This window comes from Salipiger sp. CCB-MM3 (assembly GCF_001687105.1).
In the GTDB taxonomy this organism is placed as follows: domain Bacteria; phylum Pseudomonadota; class Alphaproteobacteria; order Rhodobacterales; family Rhodobacteraceae; genus Salipiger.
Map to the genome: position 1 here is coordinate 1,421,544 of NZ_CP014595.1, position 20,209 is coordinate 1,441,752.

At 66.3% G+C, this 20,209-nt stretch carries 20 protein-coding genes; 8 read left to right on the forward strand and 12 right to left on the reverse strand.

Translation table 11 applies throughout. From position 1 onward, the window contains the following. Positions 1 to 270: 270 nt before the first annotated feature. Positions 271 to 1,338, reverse strand: a complete 1,068-nt coding sequence (gene zapE / locus AYJ57_RS06955; protein ID WP_066103067.1) for a cell division protein ZapE — start codon at positions 1,336 to 1,338, stop codon at positions 271 to 273. Positions 1,339 to 1,501: 163 nt separating this feature from the next. Here zapE and AYJ57_RS06960 point away from each other — a divergent pair, with 163 nt between their 5' ends. Continuing rightward, the gene (locus AYJ57_RS06960) at positions 1,502 to 2,740 is read left to right on the forward strand and encodes an MFS transporter (protein WP_066103070.1); all 1,239 of its coding nucleotides are present in this window, start codon (positions 1,502 to 1,504) and stop codon (positions 2,738 to 2,740) included. Between the two features lie 28 nt (positions 2,741 to 2,768). Here AYJ57_RS06960 and AYJ57_RS06965 read toward each other — a convergent pair whose 3' ends face one another. The 6 genes from AYJ57_RS06965 to AYJ57_RS06990 all read right to left on the reverse strand — a co-directional run bounded on the left by AYJ57_RS06965 (position 2,769) and on the right by AYJ57_RS06990 (position 6,830). Beyond that, positions 2,769 to 3,710, reverse strand: coding sequence for an alpha/beta fold hydrolase (locus AYJ57_RS06965; protein ID WP_066103073.1), 942 nt, complete (start codon positions 3,708 to 3,710; stop codon positions 2,769 to 2,771). Next, complete coding sequence (locus AYJ57_RS06970) at positions 3,707 to 4,327, reverse strand: HAD family hydrolase (RefSeq protein ID WP_066103076.1); 621 nt, start codon at positions 4,325 to 4,327, stop codon at positions 3,707 to 3,709. Before AYJ57_RS06970 ends, AYJ57_RS06965 begins: the two co-directional genes overlap by 4 nt. Before the next feature lie 3 nt (positions 4,328 to 4,330). Further along, entirely contained in the window at positions 4,331 to 4,780 is a 450-nt protein-coding gene (locus tag AYJ57_RS06975) for a YaiI/YqxD family protein (protein WP_066103079.1), read from the reverse strand. Further along, positions 4,777 to 5,607: an S-formylglutathione hydrolase gene (gene fghA, locus AYJ57_RS06980; protein WP_066103082.1), complete on the reverse strand. Its 831-nt coding sequence runs from the start codon at positions 5,605 to 5,607 to the stop codon at positions 4,777 to 4,779. Before fghA ends, AYJ57_RS06975 begins: the two co-directional genes overlap by 4 nt. A gap of 87 nt (positions 5,608 to 5,694) precedes the next feature. After that, positions 5,695 to 6,621, reverse strand: a complete 927-nt coding sequence (locus tag AYJ57_RS06985) for an AEC family transporter (RefSeq protein ID WP_066103084.1) — start codon at positions 6,619 to 6,621, stop codon at positions 5,695 to 5,697. A gap of 29 nt (positions 6,622 to 6,650) precedes the next feature. Next, positions 6,651 to 6,830: a zinc-finger domain-containing protein gene (locus AYJ57_RS06990; protein ID WP_066103086.1), complete on the reverse strand. Its 180-nt coding sequence runs from the start codon at positions 6,828 to 6,830 to the stop codon at positions 6,651 to 6,653. A gap of 71 nt (positions 6,831 to 6,901) precedes the next feature. Between AYJ57_RS06990 and AYJ57_RS06995 the strand changes: the two genes are divergently transcribed. Next, complete coding sequence (locus AYJ57_RS06995; RefSeq protein ID WP_066103089.1) at positions 6,902 to 7,828, forward strand: ABC transporter ATP-binding protein; 927 nt, start codon at positions 6,902 to 6,904, stop codon at positions 7,826 to 7,828. A 200-nt stretch (positions 7,829 to 8,028) separates the two neighbouring features. Here the strand turns inward: AYJ57_RS06995 and AYJ57_RS07000 are convergent, their stop codons facing one another. Then, positions 8,029 to 8,397 carry a histidine triad nucleotide-binding protein gene (locus AYJ57_RS07000; RefSeq protein WP_066103092.1) on the reverse strand — a complete coding sequence of 123 codons (369 nt, stop codon included), beginning with the start codon at positions 8,395 to 8,397 and terminating at the stop codon, positions 8,029 to 8,031. Positions 8,398 to 8,417: 20 nt separating this feature from the next. Continuing rightward, positions 8,418 to 9,995, reverse strand: coding sequence for a DUF5928 domain-containing protein (locus tag AYJ57_RS07005; protein ID WP_066103095.1), 1,578 nt, complete (start codon positions 9,993 to 9,995; stop codon positions 8,418 to 8,420). 136 nt (positions 9,996 to 10,131) lie between these two features. Here AYJ57_RS07005 and AYJ57_RS07010 point away from each other — a divergent pair, with 136 nt between their 5' ends. Next, positions 10,132 to 10,950 carry a sulfotransferase family protein gene (locus tag AYJ57_RS07010; protein ID WP_066103098.1) on the forward strand — a complete coding sequence of 273 codons (819 nt, stop codon included), beginning with the start codon at positions 10,132 to 10,134 and terminating at the stop codon, positions 10,948 to 10,950. A 3-nt stretch (positions 10,951 to 10,953) separates the two neighbouring features. Here the strand turns inward: AYJ57_RS07010 and AYJ57_RS07015 are convergent, their stop codons facing one another. Then, positions 10,954 to 11,583, reverse strand: coding sequence for a TetR/AcrR family transcriptional regulator (locus AYJ57_RS07015; protein WP_066103101.1), 630 nt, complete (start codon positions 11,581 to 11,583; stop codon positions 10,954 to 10,956). 77 nt (positions 11,584 to 11,660) lie between these two features. Between AYJ57_RS07015 and AYJ57_RS07020 the strand changes: the two genes are divergently transcribed. Then, positions 11,661 to 12,416 (forward strand): SDR family oxidoreductase, encoded by a 756-nt coding sequence (locus AYJ57_RS07020; RefSeq protein WP_066103105.1) that lies wholly within the window; start codon positions 11,661 to 11,663, stop codon positions 12,414 to 12,416. Between the two features lie 3 nt (positions 12,417 to 12,419). On the opposite strand, the gene AYJ57_RS07025 is transcribed toward AYJ57_RS07020, so the two are convergent. Beyond that, a complete protein-coding gene (locus tag AYJ57_RS07025) occupies positions 12,420 to 13,010 on the reverse strand; it encodes a DUF1285 domain-containing protein (RefSeq protein ID WP_066103108.1) in 591 nt (196 codons plus the stop codon). Between the two features lie 69 nt (positions 13,011 to 13,079). On the opposite strand from AYJ57_RS07025, the gene AYJ57_RS07030 reads away from it, so the two are divergent. The 4 genes from AYJ57_RS07030 to AYJ57_RS07045 are packed head-to-tail and all read left to right on the forward strand — an operon-like array spanning position 13,080 to position 19,834. Next, entirely contained in the window at positions 13,080 to 14,081 is a 1,002-nt protein-coding gene (locus AYJ57_RS07030) for an AAA family ATPase (protein WP_066103111.1), read from the forward strand. Beyond that, a complete protein-coding gene (locus AYJ57_RS07035; protein ID WP_066106812.1) occupies positions 14,081 to 14,956 on the forward strand; it encodes a DUF58 domain-containing protein in 876 nt (291 codons plus the stop codon). Before AYJ57_RS07030 ends, AYJ57_RS07035 begins: the two co-directional genes overlap by 1 nt. Then, entirely contained in the window at positions 14,953 to 17,754 is a 2,802-nt protein-coding gene (locus AYJ57_RS07040; protein ID WP_066103114.1) for a DUF4159 domain-containing protein, read from the forward strand. Before AYJ57_RS07035 ends, AYJ57_RS07040 begins: the two co-directional genes overlap by 4 nt. Before the next feature lie 37 nt (positions 17,755 to 17,791). Then, complete coding sequence (locus AYJ57_RS07045; protein WP_066103118.1) at positions 17,792 to 19,834, forward strand: glutamine amidotransferase; 2,043 nt, start codon at positions 17,792 to 17,794, stop codon at positions 19,832 to 19,834. Here AYJ57_RS07045 and AYJ57_RS07050 read toward each other — a convergent pair whose 3' ends face one another. Next, on the reverse strand, positions 19,835 to 20,188 hold the full coding sequence (locus AYJ57_RS07050) for a hypothetical protein (RefSeq protein ID WP_066103121.1): 354 nt from the start codon (positions 20,186 to 20,188) through the stop codon (positions 19,835 to 19,837). Positions 20,189 to 20,209: the final 21 nt, after the last annotated feature.

Below are 20,209 nucleotides of genomic sequence, written 5' to 3' on the forward strand. Positions count from 1 at the left end.
TTCACCACAATCTGCGCGGTGCGAGCGACGGGACAGACAGAGCGTTACGGGACGGCGCTGATCCAAGCCAGCGCTACAGGGACAGGATTGGCGGCATCGACCATCTGATGCGGCTTACCACCGACACCTCTGCCTTGCCCACGGCCCCTTACTTGGGCCGGAAGTGGAATTTCTATCGCAGGCAGAAGACTTTATAAAACGAGCAGTATTGAAGGGTCCTTCGGGACCCTTCTTTTTGCGTTGTGCTAGGAAGCGACCGGTCCGCGCGCCTCAGTCGATCGGCTTGCCCCAGTCCGCATCCTGCATCTCGCGCAGGCGGCTTGCGGTGCGCTCGAACTCGAACGCGCCCGCGCCCTCCACATAGAGGCTCTCGGGCTCGTCCACCGCGCTGACGATCAGTTTCACCTTGGCCTCATAGAGCGCATCGATCAGCGTGACGAAGCGTTTCGCTTCATTGAAATTGCCGCGCCCGAGCCGCGGGATGTCCTCGATCACCAGCACCCGCACCGCATCCGCCAGCGCAAGATAATCCGCCGGGCCAAGCGGCTGGCCGCAGAGATCGTAGAAGCGCGCGCGTGCGACGCCGTTCCAATAGCGCGGCAGTTCGACCTTGCGGGTCTTGATGTGCAGCGTCAGCGCCTCTTCGTTGCCGTGGGTCAGCTCATGCCAGACGCGGTCGATCTCGGCGCGGGTCTCGGGGGTGACGGGGCAGAAATAGACCTGCGCCCCCTTCAGCCGGTCCTGCCGGTGGTCTTTCTCGGAGGCAAGCTCGCGCACCTCGAGCCGCGCTTTGATCAGCTTGATGAACGGCAGGAAGAGTTGCCGGTTGAGCCCGTCCTTGTAAAGATCATCGGGCACCCGGTTCGAGGTGGTCACCACCACCGTCCCCGCCGCGAAAAGCTGCTCGAACAGCCGACCCACCAGCATCGCATCGGCAATGTCGGTGATCTGCATCTCGTCGAAGGCCAGAACCTTCACCGCGTCCGAGACCTTCTTGGCCATCGGCACCACCGGATCCTCGACCCCCTGCTCGCGCAGGCGGTGCAGCTCGCTCTGCATCTCCTGCATGAAGGCATGGAAGTGCACCCGGCGCACCGGCACATGCAGGCTGTCGACGAAGAGGTCCATCAGCATCGACTTGCCGCGTCCGACCCCGCCCCAAAGGTAGAGCCCCTTGGGCGGCTCCGGCTCCTTGCGGCGGAACAGCGATTTCTTCACCGGCTTGGCAAGCTCGGCACGGATGCGCTCGAAGTGCGGCAACGCCTCTTCCTGCGCCGGGTCGCGCAGAAGGTGGCCATCCGCCACACGCTCGTCGTAGAGGTCCATCAGCGTGGTCATAGAAGCGCCATAGCGCGCCGCAGCACGATTGTGTAGAGGCCGCGAAACCCTGCCAACCCATTGCCCACACATCAGGCAACGTGATGCCACAAATCACGAAAGCCGAATTGACCCTGCGTTCAAATGCCGCGAGGGTGCCGCGGTGCAGCAGGAGCCTCCCCACATGACCCGCACCCCTCTTTTCACGCCCGTCCTCGTGGTGGGCTGCCTGATCATTCTGATCTCTTTCGCGATCCGCGCCAGCTTTGGCGTGTTCCAGATCCCGATCGCCGAAGAGTTCCACTGGCCGCGCGCCGAGTTCTCGCTGGCCATCGCCATCCAGAACCTTGCATGGGGCATCGGCCAGCCGATCTTTGGCGCGCTGGCCGAGAAGATCGGCGACCGTAAGGCCATCGTCATGGGCGCGGTGATCTATGCCGCGGGCCTCGTGCTGTCGAGCTTTGCGGTCAGCCCGCTGCAGCATCAGATGTACGAAGTGCTGGTGGGCTTTGGCGTCGCGGGCACCGGCTTTGGCGTGATCCTCGCCGTTGTGGGTCGCGCCTCCTCGGATGACAACCGCTCGATGAGCCTTGCCATCGCCACCGCGGCAGGCAGCGCCGGGCAGATCTTTGGCGCGCCGGTTGCGGAATGGATGCTCAGCATGATGAGCTGGCAGGAAGTGTTCCTCGTGTTCACCGCCGCGATCCTTGCGGTGCTGCTGTTCCTGCCGCTGATGCGCGCGCCCGCGGCAAGCAAGGCCGAGATCGAAGAGAGCATGGGCACCATCCTGAACCGTGCGTTCCGCGACCCCTCGTTCTCGCTGATCTTCCTCGGCTTCTTCTCCTGCGGCTATCAGCTGGCCTTCGTCACCGCGCATTTCCCGGCCTTCGTCACCGAGCTCTGCAGCCCGATCGCCGCCGGAAGCGTGCTGCACAACATCGGGGTGACCACCACCTCGGCGCTCGGCGCGGTGTCGATCGCGGTGATCGGCGTGGCCAATGTGGGCGGCACGCTGCTGGCCGGTTGGGCGGGCAAGCGCTGGCCGCGCAAGTATCTGCTGGCGATGATCTACACCGGGCGGACCATCGTCGCGGCGCTGTTCATCATGCTGCCCATCACCCCGGTCAGCGTTCTGGTCTTCTCGGTCGTCATGGGCGCGCTGTGGCTGGCCACCGTGCCGCTGACCTCGGGCCTCGTCGCGCATCTCTACGGGCTGCGCTACATGGGCACGCTCTACGGCATCGTCTTCTTCAGCCACCAGCTTGGCGGCTTCCTCGGCGTCTGGCTGGGCGGGCGGATGTACGACATCTACGGCGACTACACGCTGGTGTGGTGGATCGGCGTCGGTGTCGGCGCGCTGAGCGCGGTGCTGCATCTGCCGGTGCGCGAGAGCCCGCGTCTTGCGGCGACGCAGCCGGCCTAAGCCCCAAGCAAACGCCGAAGCGGGCCGCTCAGGCCCGCTTCATCGCCGCATCATGATCGGCCATAAGTGCCGCCAGTTCACGCGCATGCGTGTGCGGCAAGCCATGCCATGCGTCGGGAATAATGTCCTGCTCGACCCGCGGGTTCCACGCGTCGAGCTGTTCAACCGCCCCCGCACGCACCATCCGGTCCTGCGCCCCCCAGATCGCCATCACCGGCACGCTCAGCTTCGCGATACGCTGGTGCACCGCTTCCTGCGGCTCCTGCAGACAGCCGCGCAGGCTCGACAGGACCGAGCGTATGAAGCCGCGCCGCTTGAGCTCATCAAGGTGCAACTGGTCGATCTCGGGCACTTCGCTGCGATTGTCAGAGCCCTCGATCACGTTCTGCCGGTGCGCCTTGGGAAACACCATGTGGAACAGCCAGCTGCCGCAGATCGGGTGCTGCAGCGTCCAGTCGACCATCGAGGAGAGATCCGATTCGATGCCCGCAGGCGCGACCAGCACCAGACGCGACACGCGCTTGGGGTTCTCGGCGGTGAAGGCCGACGCCACCACCGCGCCAAGCGAATAGCCCAGCATGGTCATCGGCCCCTTGAGGTCGAGCACGGCCAGAAGCTCTTCGAGCTGCTGCATCAGGAAGGCCGGGGTCTGCGCTCCGCGCGGACGGTCGGAAAAGCCGCGTCCGTAAAGATCGTAGATCAGCACGCGCTTGCCCTGCGCCACCAGATGCCGGGTCAGCGCGTGGAACACCGCCGATGGCGCGGTCAGCCCGTGAATGCACACAACCAGCGGCCCATCCTCGGGCCCCTGCAACTGATAATGCGTCCGGCCATGGCTGAGACGGACGCATTTGCCCGGCGCCTGCGAGCGGCGCAGATCAGTGAGCGGTCGGCGGCGAAGCTCGGCGACGACCGGCAAAGCGGCGATGACGGGAATCGCCGCGGCGATAACGCCAAGGGTGTAGCTCATGCGGCATCGCGCTCCGGCAAGAGCCCGTGGCCGACCAGACAGGCCGCAAAGCCTTCGGGTCCACGGAACGGATGCACCTGCCAGCCGCGCGCGGCGGCGGCGGCGATATTGTCGTCGCGATCATCGGTGAACAGCAGCTGCTCGGGTGCAACGCCGGTCTCAGCCTCGAGCCTTGCGTAGATCTCGGCATCGGGCTTGGTCACGCCCATGTAGCCCGAGATGAACCGCTGATCGAACTCCGACAGGAAGGGATAGACCTTCTGCGCCACCTCGAAGGTGCCGATGCCGAAATTGCTCAAGGCAAAGACCGTGACGCCACGGGCGCGCAGCGTCCGCAGGATCTCGACAGAGCGCGGAATCGCCGGGCTCGCAAGCTCGATCCAATTGTCGTGCCAATGGCGGATCTCGTCCCGCCACCGGGGGTGGCGCTCGGCGAGGGCATAGACTTCGTCGTGAAAGTCATGCCCTGCGTCGACGCGCTCGTTCATCTCGTGCAGATCCACCTCAGAGAACATGGCGCGGCGCCTGTCCTCTCCCATGAGGCGATCAAAATATCGTTCTGGCTGCCATTCGATCAGCACATTGCCGATGTCGAAGACGACGGCTTGGATAGTCATTTCCTAGTCCCCTGCAGCGCGTACCTCGCGCTCTAGCGAATTTAGGAAACGGCTTCGGTCGTTCTTTGTAAAGCTTTTGACTTTCCCGCCTGAGTAGAATGGATCCGAAGCGCGGATATCTTGCATCAGGTCACGCATCGCCAACTGCGCACCGATGTTGCCGGAGGTGAAAATCTCGCCATCCGGGCGTAGCACCCGCGCGCCGCCCTCGATGCAGCGCGCCGCCAGAGGAATGTCATTGGTGACAACGACATCGCCCTTGCCTGCACGCTCGGCGATCCATTTGTCGGCCTCATCCGGTCCGGCAGAGACGGTGACCACCTGCACCAGCGGGTTGCGCGATGGACGCAACCCGCCATTGGCCACGAGCACCATCGGCAGGCGATGGCGGGTCGCCACGCGCTCGGCCTCTTCCTTCACAGGACAGGCATCGGCGTCGATATAGAGCGTCACCCCAGCAGCGCCTCGGCATGGAAGGCGACATGCTCTTCCATGAAGGACGAGACGAAGAAGTAGCTGTGGTCATAGCCCTTCTGAATGCGGAAGCTGCCCTCCTGCCGCCTCAGAGCCATCGCCTCGGCCAGCGCCTCGGGCTTCAGCAGATGCAGGAACTGGTCATCGCCGCCCTGATCGATCAGCACCGGCCCGTCAAAGCCGGTCCCGCGCATCAACAGGGTCGAATCATGCTTGGCCCATGCACTCTCGTCCTCGCCGAGATAGGCGCCCAGCTGCTTGCGGCCCCAGTCGCTCTGCGTCGGGTTGGCGATCGGCGCGAAGGCGGACACCGAGCGGAAGCGCCCAGGCAGGTTCATCGCCAGCGTCAGTGCGCCATGGCCGCCCATCGAGTGCCCGGTGATGCCCTGCCGCTCCATATCCAGCGCGAACTCGGAGCCGATCAGCGCGGGCAGTTCCTCGGCCACGTAGTCCCACATGCGGAAATGCGGCGCCCAGGGGTCTTGGGTGGCGTTGACGTAAAAGCCCGCGCCCTGCCCCAGATCATAGGCCTCGTCATTGGCCACGCCCTCGCCGCGCGGCGAGGTGTCGGGGAAGACGAGCGCGATGCCCGCCTCGGCGGCCCAGGCCTGCGCCCCGGCCTTGGTCATGGCGTTCTCATGGGTGCAGGTAAGGCCCGAAAGGTACCACAGCACCGGCACCTCCATGTCCTTGGCCAGTTCGGGCAGGAACAGCCCGAAGGTCATGTCGCAGCCGCAAGCCTCGGACGCATGGGTATAGACGCCCTGCGTGCCGCCGAAGCAGCGGTTTTCAGATTTGGTTTCCATGGCGGTACTCCTGTTTGACGCAAGGGCTACCGTGCCGGGCGTCGCTGGCGCAAGGCCGACGAACGTGGCGCAGGCGGCACTGCGTGCTCAGGGATGCACCCAGGCGATCACCGCGCTGACGGTGAGGATGCTGGCGGCTGTGGAAATCAGGATCGCCGCCGAGACCCGCTGCGGCGCGATGCCGTAATGCTGGGCGAGGATAAAGACATTGCCCGCCACCGGTAGCGCCGAGGCCGAGACCATCACCGCCGCCTGATAGGGGGTGACCGGAAAGACGAAATAGGCCGCCAGCGCCACAAAGCCCGGATGCAGCACCAGCTTGCAAAAGCTGATCCAGCCCGCCACCGCCAGCCGCTCGGCGCTCTTGGTGGCCAGCGAGGCCCCGATGGCGAACAGGGCACCCGGCGTAGCGGCATTGCCCAGCGTGGTGAGGAAGGATTCCACCGGCGCGGGCATCGGCAGGCCGCTGGCCGAGACCGCCAGCCCCGCCACGATCGACACGATCATCGGGTTGTTGATTAGCCCGCGCGCCACCGTGCCCAGCAAGGCCGGCGACAGCCCGCCGCCGCGCGCCCCCGACACGAGGATCACCAGCAGCGAAGAGAACACGATCAGATCGACCGACAGCATCAGGATGATCGGGCCCACCGCCTCTTGGCCCAGCAGCACCGCCAGCATCGGCACGCCGAGAAAGCCGGTGTTGCCGATCGAGGCCGATTGCGCCTCGATCGCGGTGGTCTGCACGTCCTGCCGCCGCAGGAATCCCGCCACGGTCGCCACCGAATAGACCGCCGCCGTGCCCAGCAGATAGGCCGACGCGACATTGGGATCGAAGATCTCGGAGAACGACAGCGTCGCGGAGAAGCGGAACAGCATCGCCGAGAGCGCGAAGTAAAAGACGAAGCGGGTGATCGCCGCCACCGACTCTTCGGAAAAGAACCGCACTTTCGCGGCCCCGTAGCCGAGGCCGATCAGCGCGAAGAACGGCAGAACCTTGAGAAGGACGGCAATCATGAACGAGGGTCAGCGGGCGCGGCGGGCGCTCAGACCTTGCCCTCGAAGTCCTTATGCACGTAGCGCGCATCGCAATAGGGGCATTCCACAACGCCGGTCTCATGCGAGACCGAAAGCCAGACGCGCGGGTGGCCAAGCGCCCCCTCGCCGCCGTCACAGGCGATGCGGTAGCTGTCGACGAGCTTGGTCTCGGGCGCCTCGGTGGTCATGCTCCGGTTCCCTTTTCACTGGCTTTGCACTACCTGCGTTATGAGACAAGTCACGCACAGGAGCAAGGCGCATGAGCGACGACGCGATCCGCATCGAAGGGCTGACCAAGACCTACGCCGGGGGCAAACAGGCGCTCAAGGGCGTCGATCTGAACGTGCCTCAGGGCTCGATCTTCGGCCTGCTCGGCCCCAATGGCGCCGGCAAATCGACGATGATCAACATCCTCGCGGGGCTGGTCACGAAAACCGCTGGCAAAGTCTCGATCTGGGGCTGGGATCAGGATCGCAACCCGCGCCAGTCGCGCGCCTCGATCGGGGTGATGCCGCAGGAATTGAACCTCGATCCCTTCTTCACCCCGCGCGCCGCGCTCGAGGTGCAGGCCGGGCTTTACGGCGTGCCCAAGGCCGATCGCACCACCGATGAGATCCTCGAAATGGTCGGGCTGGAAGACAAGGCCGAGGCCTATGCCCGCACCCTCTCGGGCGGGATGCGGCGGCGGCTCTTGCTGGGCAAGGCGCTGGTGCACCATCCGCATATCCTGGTGCTCGACGAGCCCACCGCCGGGGTCGACATCGAACTGCGGCAGATGCTCTGGCGCAACGTCCGCCGTCTCAACCGCGAGCGCGGCATGACCATCATCCTCACCACTCACTACCTCGAGGAAGCCGAGCAGATGTGCGACGAGATCGCCATCATCAACCACGGCGCATTGGTGGCCCGCGACAGCACCGCGAACCTGCTGGGCGGGATCGACGCCAAGACCATGGTGATCACCCCCGAGAGCATGCCCGAGACCCTGCCCGAGGCGCCCGGCATTACCGCCGAGATCCGCGACGGCGGGCTGATCGCGCTCAGCTACCGCAGCCGCGAGACCTCCGCCGAAGACGTGCTGGGCCTCGTTCGGGCGCATGGCATCAGCCTGCGCGACGTGCGGACCGAGCAGGCCGACCTCGAAGATGTCTTCCTCGAACTGACCCGCAGCCGCCCCGCTGCCTGAGCGCTGTTCCTGAGACGCCTCCGGCGGGAGTATTTGCGGAAAGATGAAAAGGCGGCACCGATCCAACGGCGCCGCCCTTTTGCGGTCTGGGGTCTTCCCGGCCTGGCGTCTTCCCGGTCAGGCTTCTTCTCTTTGAAAATACGCCCGCCGGAGGCGGTCCGGGAACAGCCGCCCGTGCCGACCTGCCAGAATAGAGCGCCTCAGCCCTTTTCCAGCATCCGTCCCAGCGGACGGCCCGCAAGGATATGCACGTGCAGATGCGGCACTTCCTGCACCCCGTCGACACCGGCGTTGGAGATCATCCGGAAGCCATCGGCGGCGACGCCCTCCATCTCGCAGACCTTGCCGATGGCGCGAGTGTAATCGACGATCTCGGCGTCCGAGGCGTTTTGCGCGAAATCGTCGTAGCAGACATAGGCGCCCTTCGGGATCACCAGCACATGCGTCGGTGCCTGCGGGCGGATGTCGCGGAAGGCGAGGCTGTGCTCGGTCTCGAGTACGGTGCTGTTGGGGATCTCGCCGCGCAGGATCTTGGCGAAGATGTTCTGGTCGTCGTAGCTGTAGGCCATGGGTGTCCTCTATGGGTTGCTCAGTCGCAAAAGAGTTGTTCGTCGGAGGCGATCGCCCGGGCTGTCTCGGGGGCGACCGACAGGAATTGCACCAGCGCGCGCACCTGCGCCTCGAAAGGATCCCGCTCGCGCAGATGCAGGTGGCCCGGAAGATTGGCGTCGCGCAGCTGATCGCTTTCGTGTTCGATGTCGTTGCGGATGGTGGGGATCAGCCGCGCCATGGCCGCCTCGGAGGTGCGTTCCCCGGCCAGCCCGATGCGCGTGGCATGGCCCGCAAGGAAGGCGTCCGAGAACTGGCAATCAAGCTGCAGCAGCCGCGTCACCGCGCGGTCGCGGCAGAAATCCTCGATCAGATCGAGGCTGCCGGGGTCGATGCAGACCACCATCCTCTCTTCGCCGAAGTAATCGAAGAGCATGCGCATCAGCGCCCGGCGGTGGCGGTGGCGCTTGTCCATGGTCGACTGCACGCCCCCCAGATCGGGCAGCGGGCAGCTTTCCTCGTTGAACAGGTAATCGACGCAGGGCAGCGTGGTCTTGTCGCGGATATGCCCGATCAGCCGTTTCGCCACATGCCACTTCTTGCTGACCACGATCAGCAATTCGCGCTCGCGCCCCAGCGAGCTTTCGGTTTCCCAGAAGCGCGGCGCGAACCGGCGGCCGATGCGCCCCTTGTCGGTGAGGAAGCGATAGAGCGAGCGGCCTTCGTCCGAGACCCGGAACTGCGCCCCTTCGGTGGCGTAGAGCACCCCCAAGCGCCGCCGCAGATCCTGCGCGTCAGGGCTGATCTTGCGGGCAAAAAGGAAGTCCTGCGCCAGCAGCAGATCATAGTGATCGTTATAGAAGGTGACCGGCATCCCGTAGTCCGAGAACATCAGGAAGGTCAGCGTGCGGCTGTCGATCTCGCGCTCGGGCACGAGGTGGCGCACCAGCGTCTGAAAGAAGGTCTCGTCGGGGATCCAGGTGCTGCGAAAGAAGCGCATGACGTCAGGCCGCCCCGCGATGAAGCTCTGGATCGCCTCCACCGTGCGCCGCCGCAGACACCACCATTGCGAGCCGATCATCACCTCTAGATCGGCGGGGATCCGGCGGGTCAGCCCCAGCCGCTTCTGCGCCTCGAACATCGCATAAAACCGGCGTTTCTGCGTGCGCTCGTTGAACATGTGGCGATAGATCAGCCGCTCTTCCTTCCAGCCGGTCTTGATCCAGTCGGATTTGAAGAAGTCGAAGCTTTCGATGTAATCGGCCTCGCGCGCGTCCAGAAACTCATGCGCGTGCTGGGCCGATTTGATCGCCATGCAATCGCCCGAGAGCATGTAGAAATGCGTCGCCCGTGGGAAAGCCTCAGTCGCCGCCTCCAAAGCGTTCAGCGTGGCCTGCACCAGCGACCATTCCCCCCAGCCGCATTTCACCCGCCGCCGCGCGAAGGTCACGTTGGGATCCTCGGCCAGCGCGTCGCGGATCTTCTGGTAGTCGGCCAGCGGCGCGCGCGCATCGAAATGGATCGCCATGCAGTCGCCAGCAGCGGTCAGGCTCTGCGCCTGCTTGATGATCGCATCCGGATCCTTGTGGCACAGCAGTATGAAGGCAATCTTCGCCAAAGGATGAGGTCCGCCCAAATTTCGCCTGCTTCTTCACCTTTACCCCGGCGAAGACATTGAACAGGCCGATGTCTTTTGCTTTTTTGCATGTCCATGGAGCCTGCGACAAGCCGGGCCGAGGCGGGGAGAGAGAACAATGGGGTTTCCGGGCACCTGGATGACAGAGAGCGAGAGCATGATCTACCGGGTCGTGCCGAAATGCGCCTGCTCGACCATCGGCCAGATCATGTATTACTCGGACCACGGCGCGTTCTTCGACGGCGACATCCATGACGCCGAGCGCGGGCTGCACAAATGGAACCGCGACGAAAGCCAGAACCCGATCAAGGCCAATGTGAAGACGCGCAACGCCCCCGCCTTCACCTGCGTGCGCAATCCCTACACGCGCATCCTGTCGAGCTTCTTCGACAAGATCTGCGGCGTCCAGCGCAACGGCAACCGCTACCGCGGCAATATGGTGCCGATGCTGGTGCAGAAATACGGGATCGAGGTCGGCGGCGAGGACGGCAAGGAAGAGTTCGACCAGATCCGTTCGTTCCGCCGGTTCCTGCTGTTCGCCCGTGACAGCATCCGCTGGCGCCGCCCGATGGAGCCCGACATTCACTGGTCGTCGGTCTCGGGTCATGTGTCGACCTTCATCGTCAATGGCGGGCGCTACGATCAGATCTTCTGGACCGAGAAGTTCAACGAGGGCATGCAGAGCGTTCTGGACAAGGTGCAGACGCGGCACCCGGTCGACCTTTCAGCGATCCCCCGCTTCAACGAATCCGAAGGCCATGGCCCGAAGCGCGCGCATCCGGTCGAGGATTATTTCGACGATCTGTCGATGCATCTCGTCTATGAGATCTACAAGCGCGACTTCGATCTCTTCCGCTATGATTTCGAGAACCCGGCGAACAAGCTGCCGATCGGCGAGATCGACCTCGACGAGGTGCATGCCAAGCTGGGCGACTGAGGCTCAGGCGCCCTTGGACGCAGGTGCGTCGGGCGCGATCCCCAGATAGCCAAAGACCGCCGGGCGCAGCCGCGCCTCGATGGCCGCAAGGTCGCAATCCTCGGCAAACAGCGCCGCATGCACCATGCCGCGGCACAGCGCCGAAAGATCGCGCGCGGCGACCTCGGGCTGCGGCACCGCGAAATGCGTGAGCAGGGCCACCATCGCGGCGTCCACCCCGGCTCCCGCCGCGCAGACATCCGGGCCGAGCGGCAGCTGCATCTCTGCCTTTTCCAGCTCGCGCGACAGCACCGGCGCGCGGGCATGATGGCGGATCGAGGCGTGCAGCACCGTCCGCGCCGCCTCGCGCAGGTCCAGATCATGCGCCGCCGCGACGGCCTGTCCCATATCCTCGAAGAACTGCGCCTTCTGCCGCCGCACCAGTTCCGCAAGGATCGTCTCCTTGTTGGGGAAATACTGGTAGAGTGTGCCGATGCTCACCCCCGCCCGCTCGGCCACCGCATTGGTGGTCAGCGCGCCGATCCCGCCCGCCTCGAGAATCTGAGCCGCCGCCGTCAGCATGGCCTCGACCGAGGCGCGCGACCGGGTCTGACGCGGTGATTTTCGGGGGGATAGCGCGGCGGCTTGGGTCATGGCGGAATGCGAGTATGAAACCTGAGGGAATGCTCGCATTCTATCGCAGCCCAAAGCTCGCACAAAGGAAAACCGCCATGTCCGCCTACTGGAAAGGCCGCAAAGTTCTGCTGACCGGCGCGACGCGCGGCATTGGCCGCGCCATGGCCGAAACGCTGGTCGCCGAAGGGGCGACCGTGCTTGGCGTTGCCCGGAATACCGCCGCGCTGGAGGAGATGACACGCAGGCTCGGCCCGCGATTCGACGGGCTGGAGGCGGATCTCGGCGATCCCGAGATTCCGCGCGGCGTGGTGAACTGGGTGGCCGATGCGCATCCCGACTGCTCGGTGCTGATCAACAACGCGGCGGTGATGAGCCACCCGCTGCTCACCGACAGCGGCAACCACGACGTCGGCATCGAAGAAGAGGTGCAGATCAACATGATCGCGCCGATGCAGATCGCCACCGCCCTGCTGCCCCGGCTTGCCGCGCAGAAAGGCGCGCGGATCGTCAATGTCACCTCGGGACTGGCGGTCGCGCCGAAAACCGATGCGCCGATCTATTGCGCCACCAAGGCCGGGATGCGCAGCTTCACCCGCAGCCTGCGCTATCAGGCCGAAGATGCCGGGCTGCACATCGGCATTTGCGAGGCGCTGCTTCCGGCGGTGAACACCTCGCTGTCGCGCGGCAGGGCCGAGCGCAAGATGCCCGCGCCCGAGGCCGCCGCTGCGATCCTTGCCGGAGCCGAGGCGGGCAAGGCGGAGATCTGGATCGGCAAGACCAAGCTGCTGCGCCGGGTGATGCGCCTGTCGCCCGCGCTGGCCCATGGCCTCATGCGCCGCATCGAGGCCTGAGCGTCAGCCCTCAAGCTCCTGCGACGGAATCATCGGAAAGAACTCTCCCGACGACCATAGCCCGAACCAGCGCGCGCCCTCATGCTCGTGATGGGCGCCAAGCTCGACCAGCCGGTAGAAACTCTTGCGGTCGATCAGCGCCTCGAGGTTGGCGCGCACGTGGATATAGGGCGACGGCTCGCCGCTTTGCGGATCACGCACCACGCGGATCGGGTGCTCTGGCCCGGCCACGGCGAAATCGCCCACATGGGTCTGAAAGGTCAGCACCTGATCGGTGCCCGCGCCTTCCGCTTCGAAGTCGATGGCGACGAAAGGCGCGTCATCGACGGTGATCCCGACCATCTCGACCGGGGTCACGAGGAAGTATTTCTCGCCGTCTTTCCTCAAAATCGACGAAAAAAGCTTCACCAGTTCGAAGCGTCCGATTGGCGTTCCGAGGTAAAACCACGTGCCGTCACGGGCAATTCGCATGTCGAGATCGCCGCAGAACGGCGGATTCCACCGCTCCACGGGCGGCAGCCCACGCCCCGAAGCGGCGCGCGCTGCAGCAGCTATGCCCTCGGCAGAGGGAGTCACGTAATTTTGTGTGCGCATTACTTTTGCCATTTTCCACCCCCGCGATACACTCGCTTCGTAAAGGATTTACGCAAGGGAGTCTCCCCCATGGCCGAAGACCTGGTTGCCGAGATCGAGGCGCTGGAAGAAAAGCTCGCCGAAGCCAAGACGGCGATCACCCGGCGCTTCATCGGACAGGAGAGGGTCGTGGACCTGACCCTTGCCGCATTGCTCTGCGGCGGTCACGCGCTGCTCATCGGCCTGCCCGGCCTCGGCAAGACGCGTCTGGTGGAAACGCTCTCGACGGTGATGGGCCTCAACGGCAACCGCGTGCAGTTCACCCCCGATCTGATGCCCGCCGACATCCTGGGCTCGGAGGTGCTGGAAACCGCCGCCGACGGCAGCCGCGCCTTCAAGTTCCTACAAGGGCCGATCTTCTGCCAGCTGCTGATGGCCGACGAGATCAACCGAGCCTCGCCGCGCACCCAGTCGGCGCTGCTGCAGGCCATGCAGGAGAAATCGGTGACCATCGGCGGCGAAACCCGCACGCTCGATCTGCCGTTCCACGTGCTCGCCACGCAAAACCCGATCGAGCAAGAGGGCACCTACCCGCTGCCCGAGGCGCAGCTTGACCGTTTCCTCGTGCAAATCGACGTGGCCTATCCCGACCGCAAGACCGAGAAAGACATCCTGCTCGCCACCACCGGCACCGAAGAGGCACAGGCGCATCAGGTGTTCGATCCCGCCGCGCTGATGGCCGCGCAGCACCTTTTGCGGCGGATGCCCGTGGGCGATGCGGTGGTCGAGATGATCCTCGATCTGGTGCGCGCCTTCCGTCCCGGCGATCCCTCGGCCTCGGCCCGTGTGCGCGACACCGTGGCATGGGGCCCCGGCCCGCGCGCCGCGCAGGCGCTGATGCTCACCGTGCGCGCGCGCGCACTGCTGCAGGGGCGTCTCGCGCCCTCGCCCTCGGATGTGATCGACATGGCCCGCCCGGTGCTGGTCCACCGCATGGCGTTGACCTTCTCGGCCCGCGCCCGCGGCGAGGATCTGGGCGCGATCATCGACGAGGTCTGCGCCACGCTCACGCCCTCCGAGGCTGCGGCTTGATCACGCCCATTGCCCAGCTCCGGCAGAGCGCACAGGAAGAAGCCAGTCGCTTTCCCGCGCTGCTCGCAAGGGCCGAGCATCTGGCGGGCACCGTTCTGCTGGGCGAACATGGCCGCCGCCGCTCGGGGCTGGGGGATGACTTCTGGCAATACCGCCCGCTGCGCCCCGGCGACACCTATCGCAGCATCGACTGGCGGCGTTCGGGCCGTGGCGACGAGCAGTTCGTGCGCGAGCGCGAATGGCAAATCGCGCAGAGCGTGCAGCTCTGGGTCGATACCGGCGCGTCGATGCGGTTTTCGTCGAACAAGGACCTGCCAAGCAAGGGCGACCGCGCCCGGCTGATCGCGCTGTCGGCGGCCATCCTGCTGATCCGCGGCGGCGAGCGTGTGGGGTTCACCGGCTGGTCGCTGCCGCCGCGCAACGGTGATGTGCAGATCCTCCGGCTCGCCGAGGCGATGAGCGAAGACGGCACCGAGGATTATTCCGAACCCGAGGCGCGCGGCATGATCCCCCACGCCCGTGCTATGTTCGTCTCGGATTTTCTAAGCGATCTGGCCCCCGTCGAGGCGGCGCTGACCAAGGCCGCCGACCGCGGTGTGCGCGGTGTGCTGCTGCAGGTGCTCGACCCGTCGGAAGAAAGCTTTCCGTTCAAAGGGCGCACGATTTTCGAAAGCGTCGGCAAGACCTTGGCGCATGAGACTCTGAAGGCGGGCGACCTTCGCGAGCGCTATCTGGAACGGCTGGCCGAGCGTAAGGCGCGGCTTGCACATCTTGCCCGCTTAACGGGTTGGCAGTTTTTATGCCATCATACCAGTGACAGCGCGCAGAACGCCCTGCTGTGGGTGTACCGCGCGATGGACGGAGGGCACGGATGACCGTTCTCGGCCCCCTGGGCTTCACGGCCCCTTGGTTGTTGCTTGGATTGCTGGCCCTGCCGGTGCTCTGGGTGATCCTGCGCGCGGTGCCGCCCGCACCGATCCGCCGGCTGTTTCCCGGCGTCGTGCTGCTGCTGGGTCTCAAGGATGACGATCAGGTCACAGACCGCACGCCGTGGTGGCTTTTGCTGCTGCGGATGCTGGCGGTGGCCGCGGTGATCATCGGCCTCGCCGGGCCGATCCTGAACCCCGAAGACGACGCGCAGGCTGCGGGCACCGGGCCGCTGCTGGTGGTGATGGATGCCAGCTGGTCCTCGGCCTCGGATTGGCGCGCCCGCGAGGCGGCGCTCGACGCGCTGCTCGCACGGGCCGAGCGCGAGACACGCCCCGTGGCCATCCTGCGCCTGACCGAACCCGAGGCGCCGCAGTTCCAAGAGGCCGCCGTGCTGCGCAGCCGTCTTGGCGGCCTGCAGCCCGAACCCTGGGAGCCGGGCGACGCCCAGACCTCCCGCGCCATGGCGCTGCTGCCCGAGGAGGATTTCGACAGTTACTGGATGTCCGACGGGCTGGCACGCGACAGCCGCGAGCCGCTGCTGAACGCGCTGATGGATCACGGGCAGGTCACCGTCTTCGAAAGCCCGCGCAACCTCACCGCCCTGCTGCCCCCCACCTTTGCCGACGGCAATGTGCAGATCACCGCGCGCCGCCTGCATGGCGGTGCGGAACGCGAGATCTCGATCGCCGGGCATGGGCTCGATCCGGCGGGCAACCCCGCCGTTCTGGTGCGCGCGCCGCTGACCTTCGAGGATGGCGCCACCGAAGGCACGCTCGACCTCTCGCTGCCCGCCGAATTGCGCGCCCGCATCACAAGGTTCGAGATCGACGGCGCCCGCAACGCCGGCGCGGTCAGCCTGCCCGATGACAGCCTGCGCCGCCGCGAAGTGGCGCTGATCGCTGGCAATGAAAACCGCGAGGGGCTGGAGCTGCTGTCGCCGCTCTACTACCTGCACAAGGCGCTGGAGCAGGATGTCGATATCCTCGACGGCGCGCTGACCGACGTGCTGCCCGCCAATCCCGACGTGATCGCGCTTGCGGATGTGGCCACGCTCAGCCCCGCCGAAACCGACGGGGTCACCGAATGGCTGCAGAGCGGCGGCACGCTGCTGCGCTTCGCCGGGCCGCGCCTCGCCGCCTCCAACCTGTCGCGCGACCGCGAAGACCCGCTGATGCCCGTGCGCCTGCGCGCGGGCGGGCGCTCGGTCGGCGGCGCGATGAGCTGGGGCGAGCCCAAGACATTGGCTCCCTTCCCCGCTGGCAGCCCGTTCGAAGGGCTGCAGATCCCCGAGGATGTCAGCGTCACCAGTCAGGTCATGGCGCAGCCTGATCCGACGCTGGCCGACCGGGTGATCGCACAGCTCACCGATGGCACTCCGCTGGTCACCCGCAAGCGCGTCGGCGCCGGGCAAGTGGTGCTGTTCCATGTGACCGCCAATGCCGAATGGTCGACGCTGCCGCTCTCGGGTCTCTTCGTGCAGATGCTCGAGCGGCTGGCGATCTCGGCCATGCCCGCCACGCCCGAGCCCGCCGACCTTGCAGGCACCATGTGGCAGCCCCTGCGCGTGCTCGACGGCTTCGGCGCGGTCACCGACGCGGGCACCCTGCCCGGCGTCGCGGGCGAGACGCTGCTCACCGATCCGCTCGGCCCCGAATTGCGCCCCGGCCTCTATCAGGGCGAAGAGCGCAGCCTTGCGCGCAATGTCGTCACCGCCGAGACCGTGCTGCAGCCCGCCACTTGGCCCGACACGGTGCCGGTCGAAGGGCTGAGCCGCCCGCAGGAAACCCCGCTCGCGGGCTGGCTGCTGGCCCTCGCCATCGCGCTGCTTCTGGCCGATGTCATCGCCTCGCTGGCGCTGTCCGGACGGCTGCGCGGCGCCCGGCCCAGCAGCACCGCCGCCGCCGTGCTTCTGGCGCTGGCACTCGGTGCGAGCTCTGCGCCCGGAACCGCGCAGGCCCAGCAAAGCCAGCGCAGCAGCGCCGAGGCGGACGCCTTCGCCGAAGCCGCCACCGGAGAGCTGACGCTGGCGCATGTGATCACCGGCGATACACAGGTCGACGATCTGGCGCAGGCCGGGCTGCGCGGCCTGTCGGACACGCTGTTCTTCCGCACCTCGGTCGAGCCCTCCGATCCCATGGCGGTCAATCTCGAGACAGACGAACTGGCCTTCTTCCCGCTGCTCTACTGGCCGATCGTGCCGTCGCAGCCCACGCCCTCGCCCGCCGCCTATGCCAAGCTCAACGAATATCTGCGCTCGGGCGGGATGATCCTCTTTGACACGCGCGACGCCGATGTGGCGGGCTTTGGCGCCGCCTCGCCCGAGGGCCGCAAGCTGCGTGAGATCGCCGCACCGCTCGACATTCCGCCGCTGGAGCCGGTGCCGCAGGACCATGTGCTCACCCGCACCTTCTATCTGCTGCAGGATTTCCCCGGCCGCTACACCAGCCGCGACGTCTGGGTCGAGGCCGCGCCGCCCGATGCCGAACTGATCGAAGGGATGCCCTTCCGCAACCTCAACGACAATGTCACCCCGGTGGTCATCGGCGGCAACGACTGGGCCGCCGCATGGGCGGTGGACCCGCGTGGCAACCCGCTGGTGCGCATCGGTTCGGGCTTTGCTGGCGAACGTCAGCGCGAGATTGCTTACCGTTTCGGGGTGAACCTCGTGATGCATGTGCTGACCGGCAACTACAAATCCGATCAGGTGCACGTCCCGGCTCTGCTCGACAGGCTCGGCCAATGATGCGCGCGGCATTTGGGACAATGAACAGGCAGGCTTCATGACCGGCGAAATCGTCTTCGACCCGCTTCTGCCCTGGCCGCTGATCGCCGGGCTTGGCGTTCTGGCGCTGGCCTCGGTGCTGCTGGCGCTCTGGCGCGGCATGCCCGGCTGGGCGCTGCGGCTCTGCGCCGGGCTGGTGCTGGTGGCGGCGCTCACCCAACCGTCGTTTCAGGAAGAGGACCGCGCGCCGCTTTCGGACATCGTGCTGATGCTCGAAGACCAGAGCGCCTCGCAGCGCCTCGGCGACCGGCTGGAGACCACCTCCGAGGCCGCCGATGCGATGGAAGCGCGGCTCGCCGCCCGGCCCAACACCGAAGTGCGGCGGATCACCGTGCCCGACGGCGATGGCGACAGCGGCACGCTGCTGATGACCGCCCTGTCGGAGGCGCTGGCCGAAGAACCACGCGGCCGCATCGCCGGTATCTTTCTGCTGTCGGACGGGCGGCTGCACGATCTGGAACGCGCGCCCTCGCTCCCCGCGCCTTTGCACCTGCTGCTCACCGGGCGCGAGACCGACTGGGACCGCCGGTTGATCGTCAAGAACGCCCCGGCCTTCGCCATCCTCGGCGAGCCGGTCACCCTGACGCTGCGGGTCGAGGATGATGGCGCCGCGCCACGGGAAAGCGAGACGGACCTGCAGATCTCGGTCGACGGCGCCGAGCCCGAAAGCTTCCGCGTGCCGCTCGGTCAGGACATCGAACTGCCGGTCACCCTGCCCCATGGCGGGCTCAACGTGATCCAGTTTACCGTGCCCGAGGGCGCGGGCGAGCTTACCGACCGCAACAACACAGCGCTGGTGCAGATCAACGGCGTGCGCGACCGCCTGCGCGTTCTTCTGGTCTCAGGAGAGCCGCACTCCGGTAGTCGCACATGGCGTAACCTGTTGAAATCAGACAGTTCCGTCGACCTCGTTCACTTCACCATCCTGCGCCCGCCTGAAAAGCAGGATGGCGTACCGGTGACCGAACTCTCGCTCATCGCCTTCCCGACGCGCGAGCTCTTCCTCGAGAAGATCGAGGATTTCGACCTGATCATCTTCGACCGCTACAAGCGCCGCGGCATCCTGCCCGCCATCTACCTCGACAACGTGCGCAACTACGTCGAGAACGGCGGCGCCGTGCTGGTTGCCGCCGGCCCCGATTTCGCCAGCGCCGACTCCATCTATCGCTCGCCCCTGTCCGAGATTCTGCCCGCCGAGCCCACCGCCCGCGTCATCGACGAAGGCTACCGCCCGACGGTCACCGAGCTTGGCGAACGTCACCCGGTCACCGCCGGGCTCACCGGCGCGGACAGCTGGGGCCGCTGGATGCGGCAGGTCGAAGTGACGCCGAACGAGGGCGCCGAGGTGGTCATGTCCGGCGCCGAAGACCAGCCGCTGCTGGTGCTCGACCGGGTCGGCGAGGGGCGCGTGGCGCTCATCGCCTCGGATCAGGCGTGGCTCTGGTCGCGCGGCTTCGAGGGCGGCGGTCCGCAGCTCGACCTGCTGCGGCGTCTGGCGCATTGGATGATGAAAGAGCCCGAGCTCGAAGAAGAGGCGCTCTGGGCCGAGGCCACCGGCCAGTCCATGCGCATCATCCGCCGCACGCTGGAAGAGGGCGTCGGCGCGGTCACCGTGACCCGCCCCGATGGCACCGAAGAGCAAGTGCCGCTCGAAGAGGTTTCGCCCGGACGGTTTGAGGCGATCTATCAAGGGCCGGAAATCGGGCTCTATCGCCTCAAGGAAGGCGAGCAGGAAGCGGTCATCGGCCTCGGACCGGCGGCACCGCGCGAGTTCGAGCAGACCATCGCCAGCGGTGAGGCGCTGCAGCCGGTGGTGGATTCGCTGCGCGGCGGCGAGGCCCGGATCGAGGAGGGCCTGCCCAGCATCCGCACGATCAGCGCCGGACGCCCCGCCGCCGGTCGCGGCTGGATGGGCATCACCCCGCGCGAGGCGTTCGAGACCATGGATGTGACCCGCATTCCGCTGCTTCCCGCGTGGCTGACGCTGCTGCTGGCGGCGGGCTTCATCGTCGGCGCGTGGCTGCGCGAGGGCCGGCGCTGATCAGCGCAAATCGAGCGGCAGGCGGGTTTCACTCCAACCATCGATCAGGCAGCGCGCGCGGATGTAGACGCGCGCTGTCCCCGCGGGGACAGCGACACCGGACAAGCTGCGGGTGAAGGGCTGCTCGGTCTCATGCGGATGCGCCAGAACGCGGGTGCCGAGCACGGTGCCCGCCTCATCCTCGATCCGCCAGCCGTCGGCGTAATGCTCCCAGCCGGTATCGGGATGGGCCAGCGTGACCGCAAAGCTCCAACCCTCCCCCGCGCGGCGGGCTTCGGCCTTCAGCACCTCGGGGTCAGCGGCGGCAAGCGGCGTCGCCGCAAGACTGAGCAGCAGGACACAGATCGGTTTCATGCGCGGCAGTATGGCACAAAT